Source organism: Sphingopyxis chilensis, from assembly GCF_035930445.1.
Classification (GTDB): domain Bacteria; phylum Pseudomonadota; class Alphaproteobacteria; order Sphingomonadales; family Sphingomonadaceae; genus Sphingopyxis; species Sphingopyxis chilensis.
Genome location: NZ_CP142394.1, coordinates 1,996,706 through 2,017,792, shown reverse-complemented (window position 1 = coordinate 2,017,792; position 21,087 = coordinate 1,996,706). Strand labels below are relative to the sequence as shown.

Genomic DNA, 21,087 nt, shown 5'->3' with positions numbered 1-21,087 from the left:
TGGTGGCCTAAAGCGCCCCCCATAAACGGGTGCGAGACACCCCAAAACAACAGAACTGCGAGCTCCCATGGTCGATCTGACGCAATATTTGCCGATTCTGATCTTTCTTGTCGTCGCCGTCGGCCTGTCCTCCGCCTTCGTGTTCCTTCCGATGGGCGTCGCGCGGTTGACCGGGGCGCACAAGCCCGATCCGGCGAAGCTGACCGAATATGAATGCGGTTTTCCCGCTTTTGAAGATGCGCGCAGCCAGTTCGACGTGCGTTTCTACCTCGTCGCCATCCTTTTCATCATCTTCGACCTCGAAGCGGCCTTTCTCTTTCCCTGGGCGGTCAGCCTCGAGGAAATCGGCTGGGCCGGCTGGGCGACGATGATGGTTTTCCTCGCCGAACTGACCCTCGGCCTTGTTTATGCCTGGAAGAAAGGGGCGCTGGATTGGGAATGAGCAATTCGAGCATCCTGATGCCCGGCCAGATGCCGGTCGCGCCGGGGACCAACCCCGAGCTGTTTCCGGTGGCGCCGGGGACAAGCCCCGACGCGGGCTTTTTCGACGACCTCAACAGCGAGGTCGGCGACAAGGGCTTTCTCGTCACCTCGACCGAGGATCTGTTCAACTGGGCACGCACCGGCTCGCTCTGGTGGATGACTTTTGGCCTCGCGTGCTGTGCAGTCGAGATGATCCACGTCAACATGCCGCGTTACGACATGGAACGCTTCGGCGCCGCGCCGCGCGCGAGCCCGCGCCAGTCGGACGTGATGATCGTCGCGGGGACGTTGTGCAACAAGATGGCGCCCGCGCTGCGCCGGGTATACGACCAGATGTCGAACCCGAAATATGTCATCTCGATGGGCAGCTGTGCCAATGGTGGCGGCTATTATCACTATAGCTATTCGGTGGTGCGCGGCTGCGATCGCATCGTGCCGGTCGATATCTATGTCCCCGGTTGCCCGCCGACCGCCGAGGCTCTGCTTTATGGCGTGATGCAGTTGCAGCGGAAGATCCGCCGCATCGGGACGATCGAACGCTGATGGCCCATCCCGCTCCCCTCGTTGCGCCGCAGCCCTCGCTCGCGGCCGCGCTGAAGACGCTGCTCGGCACCGATCTGCTCGCGCATGTGTTCACCGTCGATGAAGACAGCATCACCGTCGATCGGAGCGCCGTCGCCGGCGTAATGGTCGCGCTGCGCGACAATCTCGAATATCAGCAGCTGATGGAAATCGCCGGGGTCGACTATCCCGAGCGACCCGAGCGGTTCGAGGTCGTCTATCACCTGCTCAGCGTGACGAAGAACCATCGCCTGCGCGTGCGCGTGTCGACCGACGAGGCGACGCCGGTGCCGACGGTCGTGCCCGTGTGGCCGAACGCCGGCTGGCTCGAGCGCGAAGTGTTCGACATGTATGGCGTGCTGTTCGCGGGCAATCCCGACCTTCGCCGCATCCTGACCGACTATGGTTTTCAGGGGCACCCGCAGCGCAAGGACTTCCCGCTGACCGGCTATACCGAACTGCGCTATTCGGAAGAAGACAAGCGTGTCGTGTACGAGCCGGTGAAACTGGCGCAGGATTTCCGCAACTTCGACTTCCTTTCGCCGTGGGAAGGCGCCGATTATGTGTTGCCGGGCGATGAAAAGGCCGGCGGGACGGGCGAAGCGCCGGGCAAGGGCGCGCCGACGCCGATGACCGCCAAGGAAGTAAAGGCATCCGACGACAAAGCGAAAGCCGCGCCGCCGCCGACCCCGAAGACGACCGAAAAGCCGGCGCAGACGGGGGCGGGCAACAAGGCGAACAAGGAAGCCGCGAAGCCGAGCAAGGACGGCGCGAAGGCCAAGGCGGACGGCGAGTCCAAGACGCCCGCCACCGCCAAGGCCGAGAAGGCGCCCGCCAAGGCGAAGGCCCCGGCCAAGCCGCGCACGCCGCGCAAGCCGAAAACAGGAGGTGACGCATGACCGACGCTCCCCAAATGGCTTCTGGAGCGGTCAAGCACCACGGCAGCGACATGTTCGAAGGCTATCCGGTCGACACCGCGAACACCGCGGGCGATCAGGCGGTCACCAATTACACCATCAACTTCGGCCCGCAGCACCCCGCGGCGCACGGCGTTTTGCGCATGGTGATGGAGCTCGACGGCGAGATCATCGAGCGCGTCGATCCGCACGTCGGCCTGCTCCATCGCGGCACTGAAAAGCTGATCGAATATAAGACCTATCTTCAGGCTTTGCCCTATTTCGACCGGCTGGATTATTGCTCGCCGCTCGGCATGGAGCACAGCTATGTGCTGGCCATCGAAAAGCTGCTCGATCTCGAGGTGCCGGCGCGCGCGCAATATCTGCGCGTGCTGTTCGCGGAGCTGACGCGCATCTGCAACCATATGCTCAATATCGGGTCGCACGTCATGGACGTCGGCGCGATGACGCCGAACCTGTGGGTGTTCGAGCTGCGCGAGGATTGCCTGAACTTCTTTGAGCGCGCTTCGGGTGCGCGGATGCACAGCGCCTATTTCCGCCCCGGCGGCGTCCATCAGGACGTCCCCGAAAAGCTGCTCGTCGACATCGGCGAATGGGTCGAGACGCGTCTGCCGAAGCTGTTCGGCGACGCGATGAGCCTCGTCATCGACAACCGCATCTTTAAACAGCGCAACGTCGACATCGCGACGGTGTCGAAGGAAGACGCGCTGGCGTGGGGCTTCAGCGGCCCGATGATCCGCGGCAGCGGCATTGCATGGGATCTGCGCAAGTCGCAGCCCTATGACGCTTATGCGCAGATGGAATTCGACATTCCCGTCGGCACGCGCGGCGACTGCTATGACCGCTTCATGGTGCGCGTCGAGGAAGTCTATCAATCGGCGAAGATCATCAAACAGTGCCTGCGCGACATGCCCAACGGCCCGATCGCCAGCCTCGACCGCAAGGTCGTCCCGCCGAAGCGCGGCGAGATGAAGCAGTCGATGGAATCGCTGATCCATCACTTCAAGCTCTATACCGAAGGCTTCCACGTCCCCGCGGGCGAAGTCTATGTGGCGACCGAAAGCCCCAAGGGCGAATTCGGCGTCTATCTGGTCAGCGACGGCAGTAACAAGCCGTACCGCTGCAAGATCCGCCCGACGGCGTTTTCGCACCTGCAGGCGATGGACATGATGTCGAAGGGGCATATGCTCGCGGATACGACTGCGATCATCGGGGCGATCGACGTTGTGTTCGGGGAGTGCGACCGGTGATCGCACTGCTCGACACCATCCAAAAAATGGCTATCGGCGCTGGTCTGGTACTTCTTGCGTTGAAGTCGATGCGCGGACTTGAGGTTAATGATGAGCTCGTGCTGCTGAACCTTGTTTGGCCCATCGCTCTCCTTGCTAAGCTGACCCTTGAAAAACGCTCGAAAGTTGTCGCTCATGGCTGACGCACCCCAAATTCCCGACGAAGCCGAAACCCGTGCGCGCTGGGGCACGTTTGCGTGGACGGCGGAAAATGCCGAGAAGGCGAAGGCGGTCATCGCGCGCTATCCCGCAGGGCGCCAGCGTTCGGCGGTGATGCCGCTGCTCGACCTCGCACAGCGGCAGGTCGGTGCCGAGACGCAGACGCAGGGCTGGCTGCCCGTGCCGGTGATCGAATATGTCGCGGCCCAGCTCGATATGCCGTTCATGCGCGCCTATGAGGTCGCGACCTTCTACACCATGTATAATCTCGTGCCCGTCGGCCGCTATCATGTGCAGGTGTGCGGCACGACGCCGTGCCTGCTGCGCGGGTCGGACGATGTGATGGCGGCGTGCAAGAACCGCGGCATGGTGAAGGGCAAGACGACGCCCGACGGCCTGTTCACCTTGACCGAGGTCGAGTGCATGGGCACCTGCACCAACGCGCCGATGGTCCAGATCAACGACGATAATTACGAAGACCTCGATTACGACAGCACCGTCCGCATCCTCGATGCGCTCGCTGCCGGCGAGCAGCCGAAGGCGGGGACGCAGCTTGCGAACCGCCACACGAGCGAACCCGACGGCGGACCGACGACGCTGAAGGAAATGGTGTCTTCGAACCACGACTATCGGAAGGAGTGGTGAGCCATGCTGGCCGATAAGGATCGCATTTTCACCAATCTCTACGGCTTCCAGCCGTGGAACCTCAAATCCGCGCAGGCGCGTGGCGATTGGGACAATACCAGGGATCTGATGAAGCGCGGCCAGGACGCGATCATTGAGGAAATCAAGGCGTCGGGTCTGCGCGGCCGCGGCGGTGCGGGCTTCCCGACGGGGCTCAAGTGGAGCTTCATGCCGAAGGAGCCGCGCGCCGACCGCCCGAGCTTCCTCGTCATCAACGCCGACGAATCCGAGCCGGGGTCATGCAAGGACCGCGAGATCATCCGCCACGATCCGCACAAGCTGATCGAAGGCGCGCTGATCGCGGGCTTCGCGATGCGCGCGCGCGCCGCTTACATCTATATCCGCGGCGAGTTCATCCGCGAGGCCGAGACGCTGTTTGCCGCGGTGCAGGAGGCCTATGACGCCGGCCTGCTAGGGAAAAACGCGGCCAAGTCGGGCTATGATTTCGACGTCTTCGTCCACCGCGGCGCCGGCGCCTATATCTGCGGCGAAGAAACCGCGATGATCGAAAGCCTCGAGGGCAAGAAGGGCCAGCCGCGCCTGAAACCGCCGTTCCCGGCGGGTGCGGGGCTTTATGGCTGCCCGACGACGGTGAACAATGTCGAGAGCATCGCGGTCGTCCCGACGATCCTGCGCCGCGGCGCGCCGTGGTTCGCGAGCTTCGGGCGCGAAAATAACAAGGGCACCAAACTCTTCCAGATCAGCGGCCATGTCGAGCGCCCGTGCGTCGTCGAGGAAGAGATGGGCATCACCTTCCGCGAACTGATCGACAAGCATTGCGGCGGCATTCGCGGCGGCTGGGACAATCTGCTCGCGGTGATCCCCGGTGGTTCGTCGGTGCCGCTGGTGCCCGCGGCCGAGATCATGGACGCGCCGATGGACTTCGACGGGCTGAAGGCCGTCGGTTCGGGCCTCGGCACCGCCGCCGCGATCGTGATGGACAAGTCGACCGACGTCGTTCAGGCGATCAGCCGGATCAGCTATTTCTACAAGCATGAAAGCTGCGGCCAGTGCACGCCTTGCCGCGAAGGCACCGGCTGGATGTGGCGCGTGATGGAACGGCTGCGCACCGGCGACGCCGACATCAGCGAAATCGATACGCTGTTCGACGTGACCAAGCAGGTCGAAGGCCACACCATCTGCGCGCTCGGCGACGCCGCCGCGTGGCCGATCCAGGGCCTGATCAAGCATTTCCGCCCCGAAATCGAACGCCGCATCCGCGAGAATGGCGGCGCGCTGGAGGCAGCCGAATAATGCCTAAAGTTACCGTAGATGGCGTAGAACTCGACGTGCCGCAGGGCGCGACCGTTCTGCAGGCGTGCGAGATGGCGGGGAAGGAAATTCCGCGCTTCTGCTACCATGAGCGTCTGAGCATCGCCGGCAATTGCCGCATGTGCCTTGTCGAAGTGTCGCCGGGCCCGCCGAAGCCGCAGGCGTCGTGCGCGCTGCCGACCGCCGAGGGGCAGGTCATCAAGACCGACAGCCCGATGGTGAAGAAGGCGCGCGAAGGGGTGATGGAGTTCCTGCTCATCAACCACCCGCTCGACTGCCCGATCTGTGACCAGGGCGGCGAATGCGACCTGCAGGACCAGTCGGTCGCCTATGGCCGCGGCGCGACGCGCTATGACGAGAATAAGCGCGCGGTTACCGAGAAATATATGGGTCCGATCGTCAAGACGGTGATGACCCGCTGCATCCAGTGCACGCGCTGCGTCCGCTTTGCGGAGGAAGTCGCGGGCGTCGAGGATGTCGGCGCGATCTATCGCGGCGAAAATATGCAGATCACGTCGTATCTGGAACATGCGGTCGCGAGCGAGCTTTCGGGCAATATCGTCGACCTGTGCCCGGTCGGTGCGCTGACCAGCAAACCCTATGCGTTCGAAGCGCGGCCGTGGGAACTGACCAAGACGCTCGGCATCGACATGATGGACGCGGTCGGCACCAATGTGCGTATCGACAGCCGCGGGCGGCAGGTCCTGCGCGTGCTGCCGCGCGTCAACGACGATGTGAACGAGGAATGGGCGAGCGACAAGACGCGCCACCATGTCGACGGCCTGACCCGTCGCCGTCTCGACCGGCCTTATGTCCGCAAGGGCGGCCAGATGGTCGAAGCGACGTGGGCCGAGGCCTTTGAGGCGATCAGGGCGGTGAACGCCGGATCGTCGGTCGCCGCAATCGCGGGCGACCTTGCCGATTGCGAGACGATGTTCGCGGCGAAGGCGCTGGTCAATGCGCTCGGCGGCACCCTGCTCGAAGGGCGTCAGACCGGGCTCGACTATGACGTCACCAGCCTGTCGGCGGTCAATTTCAACACGGGTATCGCCGAGGCTGAGAATGCCGACGTGATCCTGCTCGTCGGCACCAACCTGCGCTGGGAAGCGCCGCTGATCAACACGCGCGTCCGCAAGGCGGTGTGGAAGAAGGGCGCGAAGGTCTTTGCTATCGGTCCCGAAACCGACCTGACGTACAAGACCGAGTGGCTCGGCGACGATGCGTCGCTCGTTGCGAAGCTGCCCGCGCATGTGATCGACGCGCTGAAGGGTGCCGAACGGCCGATGCTGATCTTCGGCGGTGGCGCTTTGTCGGTGCCCGGCGTCCACGGTGCGGGCCTTGCGCTCGCCAAGTCGGTGGACGCGGTCAAGGATGGCTGGAACGGCTTCAACGTCGTGCATTTCTCCGCCGCGCGCATGGGCTCGCTGATGCTCGGTTACGGGCTGCCCGGCGGGATCAAGGACGTCATCGCGGCCAAACCGAAGCTCGCTTTCTTCCTTGGCGCCGACGAGGTCGATTTCGCGGCGCTGCCCGATACGTTCAAAGTCTATGTCGGCCATCATGGCGACAAGGGCGCGCATGCCGCCGATGTCATCCTGCCCGCCGCAGCCTGGACCGAAAAGGACTTCACCACGGTCAACACCGAGGGCCGCGTCCAGCGTAGCGAGAAAGCCGTGTTCGCACCCGGCGACGCGCGCGAGGACTGGAGCATTTTCCGCGCTTTGGCCGATACGCTCGGCGTGAATGTCGGCTTTGACAGCTTCGACCAGTGCCGCGCCGCGATGATCGCCGCAGTGCCCGCGCTCGGCGTCGAGGGTCTTGCCGATTATGGCTGGACGGTGCCGAAGCTCGCCCCCAAGCCAGAGGCGCGCGCGATCCCGTCGCCGATCAAGGATTTCTACCTCACCAACGCCATCTGCCGCGCGTCGCCGACGATGCAGCGCTGCTCGGAAGAGCTGATCCATGGCGTCGACTTTGCGGAGGCCGCGGAATGAATGGGAATCTACCCGAATGGGTACAGCGCTCACCGCGATTCTTTTATGCCGCTGCGGTGCTGATGTTCTTCGCCTATTTCGCGCTGGGCGTTGTTGAGATAAACGGTTTGAATACATCCTATTCCGATCAGTCAATGGTCCGTGTTGCCACGCTGCGGGTTCTCGCTGACGCGACGCGGGAAGCGATTTACGCTGTCGGAACCGGCGTACTGGTGCATGTTGCATTGGCTATCTGGGCGCGGATGCATTCCACTTTGGAGGCCGCGGAATGACCCCGGTGCATGCGATTGCCAGCGTGTTGCTGGTCGGGATGGGCTATTCGGTGTGGCGCGGGTTCAATCCGCGCAAGTCGGAAAAGCCGGGCCCGCATAATGGCTGGCGGAACCAGGACGGGGCCCGGAAATGACCGAGACCTTCATCTCCTGGGGCATGGACCCGAACTGGGCGTGGGGCGTCGCGACGATCGCCGGTATCCTGCTCATCGCGCTGCCGCTGATGCTCGCGGTCGCGATGATCATCTATGCCGACCGCAAGATCTGGGCGGCCATCGCGCTGCGCCGCGGGCCGAACGTCGTCGGCCCCTTTGGCCTGTTGCAGTCGTTCGCCGACGGGTTGAAAGTGTTCCTGCAGGAAACGATCATCCCCAGCGGGGCGAACCGCGGGCTGTTCCTGATCGCGCCGATCATCACCTTCACCGTCGCGCTGCTCGCCTGGGCGGTGATTCCGTTCAATTCGGGCGCTGTGCTCGCCGACATCAACGTCGGGCTGCTCTACATCCTCGCGATCTCGTCGCTCGGCGTCTATGGCGTGATCCTGTCGGGCTGGGCGTCGAACTCGAAATATCCCTTCTTCTCGGCGATGCGCGCGTCGGCGCAGATGATCAGCTATGAAGTCTCGATCGGCTTCATCCTGATCGGCGTCGTGCTCTTCGCCGACAGCTTCAACATGAACGAGATCGTCAAGGCGCAGCAGGGCCACGGGCTCGGCATCGTCAACGCCTTCGGCTTCAACCTGCTGCTCTTCCCGCTCGCGGTGATGTTCCTGATCTCGTCGCTCGCCGAAACCGCGCGTGCGCCGTTCGACCTGACCGAGGCGGAATCGGAACTCGTCGCGGGGTACCAGACCGAATATTCGTCGATGAGCTTCGCGCTCTTCTGGCTCGGCGAATATGCCAACGTCCTGCTGATGTGCACGCTCAACGCGGTGCTCTTCTGGGGCGGCTGGCTGCCCCCGATCGACTGGGCGCCGCTCTATGCCGTTCCCGGAATCATCTGGCTGTTCGCGAAGATCCTGTTCTTCTTCTTCGTCTTCAGCTGGGTCAAGGCGACCGTCCCGCGCTACCGCTATGACCAGCTGATGCGGCTAGGCTGGAAAATCTTCCTGCCGATTTCGCTTCTCTGGATCTTCCTGATCTCCGGCTATCTGATGCTGACGAGGTATTCATGAGTACCATTGCCCACCTCATCAAAAGCTTCACGCTGTGGGAGTTTGTGAAGGCGCACGCCCTTACGCTCAAATATTTCTTCAAGCCGAAGGCGACGATCAACTACCCGTTCGAAAAGAACCCGCTGTCGCCGCGTTTTCGCGGTGAGCATGCGCTGCGCCGTTATCCGAACGGCGAGGAACGCTGCATCGCGTGCAAGCTGTGCGAAGCGGTGTGCCCGGCGCAGGCGATCACGATCGAGGCCGAGCCGCGCGACGACGGCTCGCGCCGCACGACGCGCTACGACATCGACATGACCAAGTGCATCTATTGTGGCTTCTGTCAGGAAGCGTGCCCGGTCGATGCGGTGGTCGAGGGGCCGAACTTCGAATTCGCGACCGAAACGCGCGAGGAACTGCTCTATGACAAGGCCAAATTGCTCGCCAATGGCGACAAATGGGAACGCGCGATCGCGGCGAATCTTGCCGCCGACGCGCCCTATCGGTAAGGGCGCGCGCACATGATCCAACTCTTTGCCTTTTACCTGTTCGCGACGATCGTCATCGCCTCCGCGGCGATGGTGATTTTCGCGCGCAACCCGGTCCACAGCGTGATGTGGCTGATCCTCGCCTTCTTCAACGCGGCGGGGCTGATGCTGCTCGCGGGCGCCGAGTTCATCGCGATGCTGCTTGTCATCGTCTATGTCGGCGCGGTCGCGGTGCTGTTCCTGTTCGTCGTGATGATGCTCGACATCGATTTCGCCGAGTTGCGCGCGGGTTTCGTGCGCTACCTGCCGCTCGGCGCGCTGGTCGCGATCATCCTTGCGGCCGAACTGATCTTCGCGGTCGGCGCGTGGAGTGCGGGCGGGGTCGACCTCGCGGCGCGCGCGGCACCTGCCGTCAGTGACAAGAGCAATATCCAGCAGATCGGCGAACTGCTCTACACGCGCTACATCTTCCTGTTCGAGGCGGCGGGCATCGTCCTGCTCGTCGCGATGATCGGCGCGATCGTGCTGACGCATCGCCAGCGTGGCGGGGTCCGCACCCAGAATATTTCGCTGCAGAACCAGCGCCGCCCGCAGGATGCGACGCGGCTGGTCGATCCGGGCGTCGGGCAGGGGATGGAATTGTGATTTCGGTCGGCCATTATCTCGCCGTTTCGGCGGTGCTGTTCACGCTCGGCGTGCTCGGCATCTTCATCAACCGCAAGAATATCATCGTCATCCTGATGGCGATCGAGCTGATCCTGCTGGCGGTGAATATCAATCTTGTCGCGTTCAGCGCGGCGCTCGGCGACCTCGTCGGACAGGTTTTCGCGATGTTCGTGCTGACCGTGGCTGCAGGCGAAGCCGCCATCGGCCTTGCCATTCTCGTCATTTACTTCCGCGGCCGCGGCACCATTGCCGTCGACGATGCCAACCGGATGAAGGGGTAAACCGGTGATCCAGGCGATCGTATTCCTGCCGCTCTTGGCGGCGCTTGTCGCAGGCCTCGGCCAGCGCGTGATCGGCAATGTGCCGTCGAAAATCATCACGACGGGCGCGCTGTTCACCAGCTGCGCCCTGAGCTGGCCGATCTTCCTGTCGTTCGTGACGGGCAGCGGCGAAGCGACGGTGACCCCGGTGCTGCACTGGGTTCAGTCGGGCGCGCTGCAGTTCAATTGGGAATTGCGCGTCGACACGCTGACCGCGGTGATGCTCGTCGTCATCACGACGGTTTCGGCGCTCGTCCACCTCTATAGCTGGGGCTATATGGAGGAAGACCCGGACCAGCCGCGCTTCTTCGCCTATCTCTCGCTCTTCACCTTCGCGATGCTGATGCTCGTGACCGCGAACAACCTCGTCCAGATGTTCTTCGGCTGGGAAGGTGTCGGTCTCGCATCCTATCTGCTGATCGGTTTCTGGTACAAGAAGCCGAGCGCCAATGCCGCGGCGATCAAGGCGTTCGTCGTCAACCGCGTCGGCGACCTTGGCTTCATGCTCGGCATTTTCGGCACCTTCCTCGTGTTCGGCACCGTCTCGATCCCCGAGATACTCGCCGCCGCGCCGGGCATGGCCGGAAGCACCATTACCTTCATGGGCATGCGTCTCGACACGATGACGATCCTCTGCCTGCTGCTGTTCATCGGCGCGATGGGCAAGTCGGCGCAGCTTGGCCTGCACACCTGGCTTCCCGACGCGATGGAAGGCCCGACCCCGGTGTCGGCGCTGATCCACGCCGCGACGATGGTCACCGCGGGCGTCTTCATGGTCTGCCGCCTGTCGCCGATGTTCGAAACCAGCGAAGTCGCGCAAGGCGTCGTGATGTTCGTCGGCGCCGCGACCTGCTTCTTCGCGGCGACCGTCGCGACGACGCAGTGGGACATCAAGCGCGTTATTGCCTATTCGACCTGTTCGCAGCTCGGCTACATGTTCTTCGCCGCGGGCGCGGGCGCTTATGGCGCCGCGATGTTCCACCTGTTCACGCACGCCTTCTTCAAGGCGCTGCTGTTCCTCGGTGCCGGTTCGGTCATCCACGCGATGCACCACGAGCAGGACATGCGTTATTATGGCGCGCTCCGGAAACAGATCCCGATCACCTATTGGGCGATGATGCTCGGTACGCTGGCGATCACCGGCGTCGGTATCGCGGGCGTCGCGGGCTTCGCCGGCTTCTATTCGAAGGACGGCATCCTCGAGGCCGCTTTCGCGAGCGGCGGCGGCGGCGTGGTGGCCTTTTGGGTTGGCATTTTCGTCGCCTTCCTCACCAGCTTCTATTCGTGGCGCCTCGTCTTCCTGACCTTCTATGGCAAGGCGCGCTGGGAACAGAGCGAACATATCCAGCATGCGGTGCATGACGATCACGGCCACGGGCATGACGATCATGCCCACGCGGATCATCATTACGATGCGCATAGCGACGGCACAGCGGGCTATCATCCGCACGAAAGCCCGCTTTCGATGCTTATCCCGCTGGTCGTCCTGTCGATCGGTGCGGTCTTTGCGGGCATCGCGTTCCACCACCAGTTCATCTATCCCGAAGAGGGCATGGCGTTCTGGAAGGGCAGCCTCGCGTTCGACGAGCATCTGATGCACGCCGCGCATGAAGTGCCTTTGTGGGTCAAATGGACGCCGTTCACGGTGATGGCGATCGGGCTATTCCTCGCGTGGAACAGCTATATCCGCAACACGACGTTGCCGGCGCGCTTCGTGGCGCAGTTCAGGCTGCTCCACCAGTTCCTGTACAATAAATGGTATTTCGACGAGCTCTACAACATCCTCTTCGTGAAGCCTGCTTTCGCGATCGGCCGCTTCTTCTGGAAGCGCGGGGATGAAGGCACCATCGACCGCTTCGGTCCCGATGGCGCCGCCGCGCTCGTCGCCGGGGGGACCCGTCTCGCGGTCCGGCTGCAATCGGGTTATGTTTATGGATATGCGTTTGTGATGCTGCTCGGTCTTGTCGGCCTCGCCAGCTGGGCCATGGTGAATTTCCTGTGAGCGGTCTCCCCATTCTTTCGCTGATGCTGGCGGTCCCCGCGATCGCCGCCATCCTCTGCCTCTATGCGGGCGACCGTAACGCACGCGTCATCGCGCTCGTCGCGACGCTGATCGATTTTGCGCTGGGCATTGTGCTCTGGGCGAATTTCGACATCGGCGGCGCGCAGTGGCAGTTCACCGAACGCGCCGACCTGTTCGGACGTTTCCAGTGGGCGCTCGGCATCGACGGCATGGCGCTGATGCTCATCATGCTCAGCGTCTTCCTGATGCCGCTGTGCATCCTTGCGAGCTGGGATGCGATCAAGAGCCGCGTCGGGCTCTACATGGCAATGTTCCTGATCATGGAAGTCGTGATGATCGGCGTTTTCATGGCGCAGGATCTGCTGCTCTTTTACATCTTCTTCGAAGCCGGCCTGATCCCGATGTATTTCATCATCGGCATCTGGGGCGGCGCGAACCGCAAATATGCGGCATTCAAATTCTTCCTCTATACGCTGCTCGGGTCGGTGCTGATGCTGATCGCGATGATCGCGATGATCGGCGAAGCGGGTACGACCGACATTCCGACGCTGCTGAACTATGACTTCCCGCCGGCGATGCAGACCTGGCTCTGGCTCGCCTTTTTCGCCAGCCTTGCGGTCAAGATGCCGATGTGGCCCGTCCACACCTGGCTTCCCGACGCGCATGTGCAGGCGCCGACCGCGGGCTCGATGATCCTTGCGGGCGTGCTGCTCAAGCTCGGCGCCTATGGCTTCCTGCGCTTCATGATGCCGATGTTTCCTGACGCTTCGGGGCAATTGATGTGGATCGTGTTCGGCCTGTCGATGATCGCGGTCGTCTACACCAGCCTCGTCGCGCTGGTGCAGAGCGACATGAAGAAGCTGATTGCCTATTCATCGGTCGCGCACATGGCGATCGTCACCGCGGGCCTCTTCGCGTTCAACCAGCAGGGTATCGAGGGCGCGCTGATCATCATGCTCAGCCATGGTGTCGTCTCGGCCGCGCTCTTCTTTTGCGTCGGCGTGATCTACGACCGGCTCCACACGCGCGAGATCGACCGTTACGGCGGGCTTGCGGTGAACATGCCGGCCTATGCGCTGTTCTTCATGCTGTTCACCATGGCGTCGATCGGCCTGCCGGGGACCAGCGGCTTTGTCGGCGAATTCCTGAGCCTCGCGGGCATCTATGAAGCGTCGAGCTGGGTTGCCTTTGTGTGCACGACCGGGATCATCCTCGGCGCCGCGTACATGCTCTATCTCTACCGCCGCGTCGTGTTCGGCGAACTGACCAAGGACGATGTGAAGGCGATGCCCGACCTCAACGCGCGCGAATGGACGATCATGGTGCCGCTGGCCGCCGTGGCGCTGTGGATGGGCGTCTATCCTGAAAGCTTCCTCGCACCGATGCGCGGCGATGTGACGACGGTTGTCGCGCGTCTCGCTCCGGCGAAGCCCGCGGGCGACGCGCATCTGGCCGCCGGCAAGGCGAAGCCCGCTGCGGCGCATGGTGAACCGGCCCACGGATCGAGCCATGCTGGAGGCGTCCAATGACCGGCGACCTGATGCTCATCTGGCCCGAACTGATCCTGACGATCGGCGGGCTCATTACACTGATGCTCGGCACCTTCTTCGGTGACCGCAATGTTGGCCTGTACCAGCTCAGCTCGCTGCTCACGCTCGCCGCAGCCGCGGCCGCCGTCGTCGCGCTGTTCGGTATCGAAACGACGGTCTTTTCCGGCACGCTGTCGGTCGACAGCTTCGGCGGTTTCGCCAAGCTCTTGATCTATGCCGCGAGCTTCGTCTGCATCATCGTCGCGCCGCGCTTCTTCAGCGGCGGGATGCGCGCCGAATATCCGACTTTGATTCTCTTCGCTGCGCTCGGCATGGGCATCATGGCCTCGTCGCGCGACCTGATGACGCTCTATGTCGGGCTCGAGCTCAACAGCCTTGCCGCTTATGTGCTCGCGAGCTTCATGCGGACCGATGAGCGGTCGAGCGAAGCAGGCCTTAAATATTTCGTTCTCGGCGCGCTCGCCTCGGGCATGCTGCTTTACGGCATTTCGCTGCTCTACGGCTTCACCGGCACCACCGATTTCGCGGGTATCGCGAAGGTGATGGGCGGCGAGCTCAACATCGGGTTGATCTTCGGCATTGTCTTCGTGCTCGCGGGCCTCGGCTTCAAGATCAGCGCAGTGCCGTTCCACATGTGGACCCCCGACGTCTATGAGGGCGCGCCGACTCCGGTGACGACCTTTTTCGCCACCGCGCCGAAAGTCGCGGCGATGGCGCTGATGACGCGCGTCGTGATCGACGCCATGGGCCCCGCGGTCGGCGCATGGCAGCAGATCATCATCTTCCTGTCGCTCGCCTCGATCATCCTCGGCGCGGTCGGCGCGATCGGGCAGAAGAATATCAAGCGCCTGCTCGCCTACTCGTCGATCAACAATGTCGGCTTCATGCTGATCGGCCTCGCCGCCGGGACGCAGCAGGGGGTGGAGGGCGTGCTGACCTATCTGCTCGTCTATATGCTGACGACGCTCGGCGCCTTCCTCGTCGTGCTCCAGCTGCGCGATGCGGACGGCAATCAGGTCGAGAGCATTCCGGCGCTTGCCGGCCTGTCGCAGCGCCGTCCGGGCCTTGCCGCGGCAATGGCGGTGTTCCTCTTCAGCCTTGCCGGCATTCCGCCGCTGTTTGGCTTCTGGCCGAAATATCTGGTGTTCGAGGCCGCGGTGAACGCGAACCTCGTGCCGCTGGCGGTCGCGGGGATCGTCGCCTCGGTGATCGGCGCATTCTATTATATTGCGATCATCAAGACGATGTATTTCGACGACAAGTCGGACACCGAGTTCCCGAAGGGTGGCGGCGCCATCGTCGAGGATGCGGTGATCACCGCGAGCGCCCTCTGGCTATCGGTCATCGGCTATCTCTTCATCCCGGCGCTGGCGGTGTTTTCGGCGAGCGCGGCAGCGGTGCTGTTCTGATCCCGCCGATCGAGCGGATCGCGCAGACAGGTTCGACCAACGCCGACCTGCTGGCGCGGCTGGCAGGCGGCGAGCATGTCGGCGAAGGCCATTGGCTGGTCGCCGACCGCCAGACCGCCGGACGGGGGCGGCTCGGCCGCGCCTGGGGCGACGGTTCGGGCAACTTCATGGGCTCGACGGTCGTCCGGCTGACCGCGAGCGATCCGTCGCCGGCGACGCTCGCACTCGTCGTCGCGGTGGCGCTGGCGAAGGTGGTGAAGATTTTCGCGCCCTCGGTTCCGCTCGAACTCAAATGGCCGAACGACTTGCTGGTCGATGGCGCGAAATGCTCGGGGATCCTCCTTGAGCGCAGCGGCGATAGCGTCGTGGTCGGCATCGGGGTCAATCTGGCGTCGGCGCCCGAACTGCCCGACCGCAGGACCTTCTGCTTTGCCGATAGCGGCGTTGCGATCGACCGCGACCGCTTCGCCGAGGCGCTGGCCGTCGCGCTGGTCGATGCGCTCTGGACCTGGCGGCAGGAGGGCGTCGAAAGCATCGTTCGCGCTTGGCTGCCGCTCGGCCATCCGGTCGGCACGCCGCTCCGCGTGTCGGAGCAGGACATCGACGGGACGTTCGACGGTCTCGCGCCCGACGGCGCGCTGCGCTTGCGCAGGGCGGACGGCGAAGTCATGCTGATCCATGCGGGCGACATCGAACTCCGCCGTCCGGTCGAAAAAGGGGAATAGTCGTGCTGCTTGCGATCGATGTCGGCAACACCAACGCCAAATTCGCGCTCTTCCGTGGCACCGAGCTCCTCGCGCGCTGGCGAATCGCGACCGACGACCGGCGGACGGCCGACGAATATATGGTGTGGCTCGACCAGCTCATGCGCATCGAGGGCCATGACCGTGCCGAGGTGGACGCCGTTATCATTTCGACCGTCGTGCCGCGCGCGCTCCACAATCTCCAGCTGCTCGCCGTCAAATATTTCGGGGTCGATGCGCTTGTTGCGGGGCGCGAGCCGGTGAGCTGGGGCATCGCGCTCAGGGTCGACGAGCCGCAGTCGGTGGGCGCCGACCGCGCAGTCAACGCGATCTCGGCGCAGGCGGTCGAACCCGGCAAGGACAAGCTCGTCATCAGCTTCGGCACCGCGACGACGCTCGATCATATCGGCCCCGACGGCGCCTATCTGGGCGGCATCATCGCGCCGGGGGTCAATCTGTCATTGGAAGCGCTGGTCGCCGCCGCCGCCAAGCTGCCGCGCATCGCGATCGAGGCGCCCGCGAGTGCCAGCGTGATCGGCCGCACCACCGAAAGCCAGATGCTGATCGGCGTCTATTGGGGCTATGTTTCGATGATGGAGGGGCTGATCGCGCGCATGAAGGCGGAGATCGGCAAACCGCTTATCGTGGTCGCGACCGGCGGCCTCGCGACACTTTTTCAGGAACAGGCCCATCTGTTCGATCGTATCGAACCCGATCTGACGCTCAACGGGCTCATGCACCTCTATAACCAAGGACAACAAAAGATATGACGACTCCGGGCAAGGAGCTGCTTTTTCTCGCATTGGGGGGATCGGGCGAGATCGGCATGAACGCCAATCTTTATGGCTGCGACGGCAAATGGATCATGCTCGACCTGGGCGTGACCTTTGGCAGTCACGATTATCCAGGCATCGACATCGTCATGCCCGACCTGGAATTTATCGAGGATCGCAAGAAGGATCTGCTCGGCATCGTCCTGACGCACGGGCATGAGGACCATATCGGCGCGATCCCCTATCTTGCCGCCGACCTTGGCGTGCCGCTCTATGCCAACCGCTTCACCGCGGGGCTGATCGCGCACAAGCTCGCCGAAGAGGGGCTGGAGAAGGAGGTCAAGATCAAGGTCGTCGACATCGATGACAGCTTCCGCATCGGCCCCTTCGGTATCCGCCTGGTCCCGCTCGCGCACTCGATCCTCGAAATGAGCGCAGTGGTGATCGACACGCCCCATGGCCGCGTCTTTCACACCGGCGACTGGAAACTCGACGAAGAACCGATCCTGGGCGTGCCCGCGACCGCCGCGGCGCTGAGCGCGATCGGCGACGAAGGCGTCGATTTCCTCGTCTGCGATTCGACCAACGCCTTCAACGCCGATGCATCGGGCAGCGAAGGGGCTTTGCGCGCAGGATTGGAACAGGCGGTCGGTCAGGCCAAGGGCAGGGTGGTCGTCACTACCTTTGCGTCGAACGCGGCGCGGCTGGCGACATTGGGCGCTGTTGCGCAGGCGACCGGGCGCAGCCTCTGCGTCGCGGGGCGCTCGCTCGACCGCATCCTCGGCGTCGCGCGCTCGGTTGGCTATCTGAGGGACTTCCCGCCGACGGTCGATTTCGACGAGGCGATGCGCCTGCCGCGCGACAAGGTGATGGTGATCGCGACCGGCGGGCAGGGCGAACCGCGCGCCGCGCTGGCGCGCATGGCGGCCGACGGCCACCAGATCAAGCTGGAGGCGGGCGACACCGTCGTCTTTTCGTCGAAACAGATCCCCGGCAACGAGGTCGCGATCGGACGGATCATGAACCAGCTCGCGGCGAAGGACGTGCTGACGGTCACCGAGAAACAGGCGCATATCCACGTCAGCGGCCATCCGGGGCAACCCGAGCTGGCCGCGCTTTACGGCTGGCTGCGGCCGAAACTGATCGTGCCGGTGCATGGCGAGATCCGCCACATGCACGAACAGGCCCGCTTCGCGCTCGAAAAGGGCGTGCCGGATGCGCTCGTGCAGGAAAATGGCGACCTGTGCCGCCTGGCGCCGGGGCCGGCGAAAATCGTCGAGCGCGTGCGCGCGGGGCGGCTGATCCTCGACGGCGACGTCATCCTCCCCGCCGATGGCGAGACGATGAGCGAGCGGCGCAAGCTTTCGCTCAACGGTCATATCACCGTTGCGGTGATCTTTTCGGGCAAGCGCTTCGTCGAAAGCGCGATCAGCTATCGCGGCGTGCCGGTCGAGGATGAGCGCGAGGCCTTTATCGACGAGATGCGTGAAGCCGCCCAGCAAGCGGCCACCGGGCCCTCGCGCGACGAGGACAAGCTGCGCGAGGCTATCCGGCTGGGCGTGCGCCGCATTGCAACCGACTGGACCGGGAAAAAGCCGGTGGTCGATGTGATGCTGGTCGATGTCTGATCCGGAGAAATCGCGATGAAATGGACTTCGGCGCTCGCCATCTACCTGCTGATCTGGGCATTCAGCGCCTTTTTCGTTCTGCCCTTTCATGGCCGGCGGGCAAGCGACGACGCCACGCCGCTGGTTCGCGGGCAAGAGCCGGGCGCGCCCGCGACATTTCGTCCGGGGCGGATATTGCTCCAGATGACGATCGTCGCGACGGTGGCCTTCGGGCTTTATTACGTCGCTTATGTCAACGGTTGGGCCGACCCCGACGTGTTGACCGGGCGGGCTTGATCGCAGAGCAGCGCCTAGGCGGCTTTCGGGTGGGCGAGCGACCCTATTGAATATTCGTCATTCTCCGGGTCCCCGCTTTCGCGGGGATGACGACGTAAGAAGGCTTACGACAGCTACCGCTCCAATTCGGGTCCGTTCGCGGCGGGTTCAGTTCCGCAAGCGGTCGATCGCCTGCGCCAGCGCGACATAGAGCTTGCCGATATCCGACGACAGCAAGGTCACGCTGATCGCCGATCCGTCGCGCGCGCCGATCAGCAGGCGCAGCATCGCTTCGAAATCATGGATGAACTGGTTCACCGATGCGTGAAACCCGTCGTCATTCTGGTAGATGCGCAGGATTTCCCTGGCTTCGCTATTCTCCACCAGTTTGACCGCGCGGCGCGCGAATACGCCCCGGTCGCCCTTGAGATAGGCGTCCCACGCGGTATCGCTGACTTCGCTCGACAATATCTTGGTGACGTCGATCGCGGTCGATTTCAGCGCCTCGGTCAGGAGGCCGACCTGCTTGGCGAGCGAATCGCGATCGGACGCGGCGATCGCCTGTTCGGCCTCGCTCACGCGCTGCTCGACGCTCGCGCTGGTGTCCATGATCGTGATCAGCTGGCGCATCAGCCGGTCGGCGGCGCCGTTCGCCGCGGCGACGGCGCGCGCCGAAGCCTCTTCGATCGCGTTCAATTGCGCCATCACGTCATTCTTGAACGCTGCATCGATCGCGCCGGTCGCGGTCGCCTGCATCGCGTCGCGTGCGCCCGACACCAGCTTTTCGAGCGTCAGCCGCGCCTCGTCGGCGGCCGAATCGGCGGTGGCGCGCACTTCGTCGAGCGTCGCGATCATCCGCGCGCCGCCCTGTTCGGCGAAATCGTCGGCGCCTGCGCGCAGTTTCGCCAGCGCGACATCGGCTTCCGCCAGCGCGGCGTTGATCCGGTCGGCCAGTTCCTGCTGGCTGGTCGCATGACCCGCCATCTGTTCCTCATTGGCCTTGAGCGTCGCTTGCACGGCATTGACGTGTGACATCGTCGATTGCGCAACCAGTTCCGACGCGTCGAGCAGCGGGCGCAATTGCGTCAAGGCCGTCTGGGTCGTCTGCCCGTGCGATGCGATGCGATCGAGTGCATGCGGCAGCGTCTCGTCGAGTTCGCGGGTTACCGCGTCGAGCGCGAGCAGCAGCGATTCGGCATGGCCGATAAGCTGATGCGCCGAGGCGTTTCCGCTCTGCACTTCCTGCATGAAAGCGCCGAGCTGCGCCTTGGTATCGTCGATCGCGCGGCCGATGACGCCGGTGCTGGCACCGACGCTGACGTCGAGGATTTCAAGCTGTTCGCCAACGTCGGCGACATGCGCGGTGATGCGCGCGGCGAGGGCGTCGCTGGCATCGGCGTGAGCGACAAGCTGTGCGCCCATCGCATCGCCCGCGTCGCGCGCCGCCGCGAGCCGGGCGTCCATCTGCGCCGCGGCGGCGTCGACGCCGTCGCGAAACTGCTGCCAGCTCCTGTCGATCTCGCCCGTCATCGCGGCGACGGTCGAGGTCATCTCGTCGCGTGCAGAAACGGCGACGTTCGACATGCGGGCGAGGGCGGCATCGTGCGCGTCGGTGACTTGCGCCGACGCGGAGAGCAGGTCGGACTCGGTCTCCTTCGCCTGTCCCTGGAGCGCGACGATCGCCTCGAGAATGCTCGCGGTCGAGGTCTCGCTGGTCTGTGCGGCTTTGGCGGCCTCTTCGCCGAGCGCGGCGAGTCGAGCCTCGAGATTGGCGCCCTGCTGATGCGCGACGAGCCCTGCCTCGCGGAAATTGACTGCCAGCCGCTGGGCGACATCGTCGATCCGCGGCAGGCCGGCGAGCAGCCCGTCCATCCGCTGCATCGCGACATCGCCCGACCGCGCGAGCTGGTCGTGGGCGTTGGCGATCACCGAGGCGTTGCTTGCGAGCTTGTCGCTGCTTTCGGTGAGGCGCGAGACGGTGTCGAGGCCGAGCTGCTGAACGAGCCTCGCCTGTTCGCCGAGTTGCTTTTGCGCGTCGGCGAGATGCAGGCCGAGCGCGTGCATCGACTGGTTCAGAGCCATATTCTCTTCGCGCAGGGCGGCGGCGACGCGGGCGAAGCGCGCCTGCTCCGACCGGCTCGAGCGTAGCAGAATCATCCACAATATCGCGAGCAAGGTCAGCGGCATTGCGATGGTCGCGATCAACAGCGGCCAGTCGGTGAGGGCCGGACCGCGGGCGAAACCCTCGGTTGCCACCGCGAGTGCGAAACCCGTCCAGCCGATCGCGAGGAGGCCGAGCAGGGTGGGGAAGGCGCGGTCGCGCCATGCCGGCGCCACCGCATCCTCGGCGGTTTCGGCATCGTTCAGCGACGACATATCGAGCCAATCGCGTTCGGCCGGCGCCGCCGCTTCGGGCGCAGCCGGGTTTTCGGGCGCTGTCACTTCCGCCGG

The 21,087-nt window shown here is 63.9% G+C and carries 22 protein-coding genes; 21 read left to right on the top strand and 1 reads right to left on the bottom strand.

Going from position 1 to position 21,087, the window contains the following annotated elements:
• The first annotated feature begins 67 nt into the window (after nt 1-67).
• Genes VSX79_RS09150 through VSX79_RS09050 form a run of 21 tightly spaced genes read left to right on the top strand, consistent with a single transcriptional unit; the run spans nt 68 to nt 18,657 of the window.
• Complete coding sequence (locus VSX79_RS09150; RefSeq protein ID WP_179496104.1) at nt 68-442, top strand: NADH-quinone oxidoreductase subunit A; 375 nt, start codon at nt 68-70, stop codon at nt 440-442.
• Between the two features lie 29 nt (nt 443-471).
• Nucleotides 472-1,026, top strand: coding sequence for a NuoB/complex I 20 kDa subunit family protein (locus VSX79_RS09145; RefSeq protein ID WP_179497368.1), 555 nt, complete (start codon nt 472-474; stop codon nt 1,024-1,026).
• Complete coding sequence (locus VSX79_RS09140) at nt 1,026-1,943, top strand: NADH-quinone oxidoreductase subunit C (RefSeq protein ID WP_326913186.1); 918 nt, start codon at nt 1,026-1,028, stop codon at nt 1,941-1,943. The genes VSX79_RS09145 and VSX79_RS09140 overlap by 1 nt, the downstream gene beginning before the upstream one ends.
• A gap of 50 nt (nt 1,944-1,993) precedes the next feature.
• Nucleotides 1,994-3,211, top strand: a complete 1,218-nt coding sequence (locus VSX79_RS09135) for an NADH-quinone oxidoreductase subunit D (RefSeq protein ID WP_326915243.1) — start codon at nt 1,994-1,996, stop codon at nt 3,209-3,211.
• Nucleotides 3,208-3,393, top strand: a complete 186-nt coding sequence (locus VSX79_RS09130; RefSeq protein ID WP_326913185.1) for a hypothetical protein — start codon at nt 3,208-3,210, stop codon at nt 3,391-3,393. The genes VSX79_RS09135 and VSX79_RS09130 overlap by 4 nt, the downstream gene beginning before the upstream one ends.
• On the top strand, nt 3,386-4,054 hold the full coding sequence (locus tag VSX79_RS09125; RefSeq protein WP_326913184.1) for a complex I 24 kDa subunit family protein: 669 nt from the start codon (nt 3,386-3,388) through the stop codon (nt 4,052-4,054). Before VSX79_RS09130 ends, VSX79_RS09125 begins: the two co-directional genes overlap by 8 nt.
• Before the next feature lie 3 nt (nt 4,055-4,057).
• Nucleotides 4,058-5,347 carry an NADH-quinone oxidoreductase subunit NuoF gene (gene nuoF / locus VSX79_RS09120; RefSeq protein WP_326913183.1) on the top strand — a complete coding sequence of 430 codons (1,290 nt, stop codon included), beginning with the start codon at nt 4,058-4,060 and terminating at the stop codon, nt 5,345-5,347.
• Complete coding sequence (nuoG, locus tag VSX79_RS09115; RefSeq protein ID WP_326913182.1) at nt 5,347-7,359, top strand: NADH-quinone oxidoreductase subunit NuoG; 2,013 nt, start codon at nt 5,347-5,349, stop codon at nt 7,357-7,359. Before nuoF ends, nuoG begins: the two co-directional genes overlap by 1 nt.
• Entirely contained in the window at nt 7,356-7,631 is a 276-nt protein-coding gene (locus VSX79_RS09110; RefSeq protein WP_179496111.1) for a hypothetical protein, read from the top strand. The genes nuoG and VSX79_RS09110 overlap by 4 nt, the downstream gene beginning before the upstream one ends.
• A complete protein-coding gene (locus VSX79_RS09105; protein ID WP_179496112.1) occupies nt 7,628-7,765 on the top strand; it encodes a hypothetical protein in 138 nt (45 codons plus the stop codon). Before VSX79_RS09110 ends, VSX79_RS09105 begins: the two co-directional genes overlap by 4 nt.
• The gene (gene nuoH / locus VSX79_RS09100; RefSeq protein WP_326913181.1) at nt 7,762-8,805 is read left to right on the top strand and encodes an NADH-quinone oxidoreductase subunit NuoH; all 1,044 of its coding nucleotides are present in this window, start codon (nt 7,762-7,764) and stop codon (nt 8,803-8,805) included. Before VSX79_RS09105 ends, nuoH begins: the two co-directional genes overlap by 4 nt.
• The gene (nuoI, locus tag VSX79_RS09095; RefSeq protein WP_093511087.1) at nt 8,802-9,290 is read left to right on the top strand and encodes an NADH-quinone oxidoreductase subunit NuoI; all 489 of its coding nucleotides are present in this window, start codon (nt 8,802-8,804) and stop codon (nt 9,288-9,290) included. The genes nuoH and nuoI overlap by 4 nt, the downstream gene beginning before the upstream one ends.
• A 12-nt stretch (nt 9,291-9,302) precedes the next feature.
• Complete coding sequence (locus VSX79_RS09090; protein WP_326913180.1) at nt 9,303-9,914, top strand: NADH-quinone oxidoreductase subunit J; 612 nt, start codon at nt 9,303-9,305, stop codon at nt 9,912-9,914.
• Nucleotides 9,911-10,216: an NADH-quinone oxidoreductase subunit NuoK gene (gene nuoK, locus VSX79_RS09085; protein WP_053554267.1), complete on the top strand. Its 306-nt coding sequence runs from the start codon at nt 9,911-9,913 to the stop codon at nt 10,214-10,216. The genes VSX79_RS09090 and nuoK overlap by 4 nt, the downstream gene beginning before the upstream one ends.
• Nucleotides 10,217-10,220: 4 nt before the next feature.
• On the top strand, nt 10,221-12,257 hold the full coding sequence (gene nuoL, locus VSX79_RS09080) for an NADH-quinone oxidoreductase subunit L (protein ID WP_326913179.1): 2,037 nt from the start codon (nt 10,221-10,223) through the stop codon (nt 12,255-12,257).
• Nucleotides 12,254-13,807 (top strand): NADH-quinone oxidoreductase subunit M, encoded by a 1,554-nt coding sequence (locus tag VSX79_RS09075; protein ID WP_179496121.1) that lies wholly within the window; start codon nt 12,254-12,256, stop codon nt 13,805-13,807. Before nuoL ends, VSX79_RS09075 begins: the two co-directional genes overlap by 4 nt.
• Entirely contained in the window at nt 13,804-15,237 is a 1,434-nt protein-coding gene (nuoN, locus tag VSX79_RS09070) for an NADH-quinone oxidoreductase subunit NuoN (protein WP_326913178.1), read from the top strand. Before VSX79_RS09075 ends, nuoN begins: the two co-directional genes overlap by 4 nt.
• Nucleotides 15,159-15,962 (top strand): biotin--[acetyl-CoA-carboxylase] ligase, encoded by an 804-nt coding sequence (locus tag VSX79_RS09065; protein ID WP_326915242.1) that lies wholly within the window; start codon nt 15,159-15,161, stop codon nt 15,960-15,962. The genes nuoN and VSX79_RS09065 overlap by 79 nt, the downstream gene beginning before the upstream one ends.
• Nucleotides 15,963-15,964: 2 nt before the next feature.
• Nucleotides 15,965-16,750, top strand: a complete 786-nt coding sequence (locus VSX79_RS09060) for a type III pantothenate kinase (RefSeq protein ID WP_179496125.1) — start codon at nt 15,965-15,967, stop codon at nt 16,748-16,750.
• Entirely contained in the window at nt 16,747-18,381 is a 1,635-nt protein-coding gene (locus tag VSX79_RS09055) for a ribonuclease J (RefSeq protein WP_326913177.1), read from the top strand. The genes VSX79_RS09060 and VSX79_RS09055 overlap by 4 nt, the downstream gene beginning before the upstream one ends.
• Nucleotides 18,382-18,396: 15 nt before the next feature.
• A complete protein-coding gene (locus tag VSX79_RS09050; RefSeq protein ID WP_179496129.1) occupies nt 18,397-18,657 on the top strand; it encodes a DUF1467 family protein in 261 nt (86 codons plus the stop codon).
• Between the two features lie 147 nt (nt 18,658-18,804).
• Here the strand turns inward: VSX79_RS09050 and VSX79_RS09045 are convergent, their stop codons facing one another.
• Nucleotides 18,805-21,078, bottom strand: coding sequence for a hypothetical protein (locus VSX79_RS09045; RefSeq protein WP_326913176.1), 2,274 nt, complete (start codon nt 21,076-21,078; stop codon nt 18,805-18,807).
• Nucleotides 21,079-21,087 lie beyond the last annotated feature (9 nt).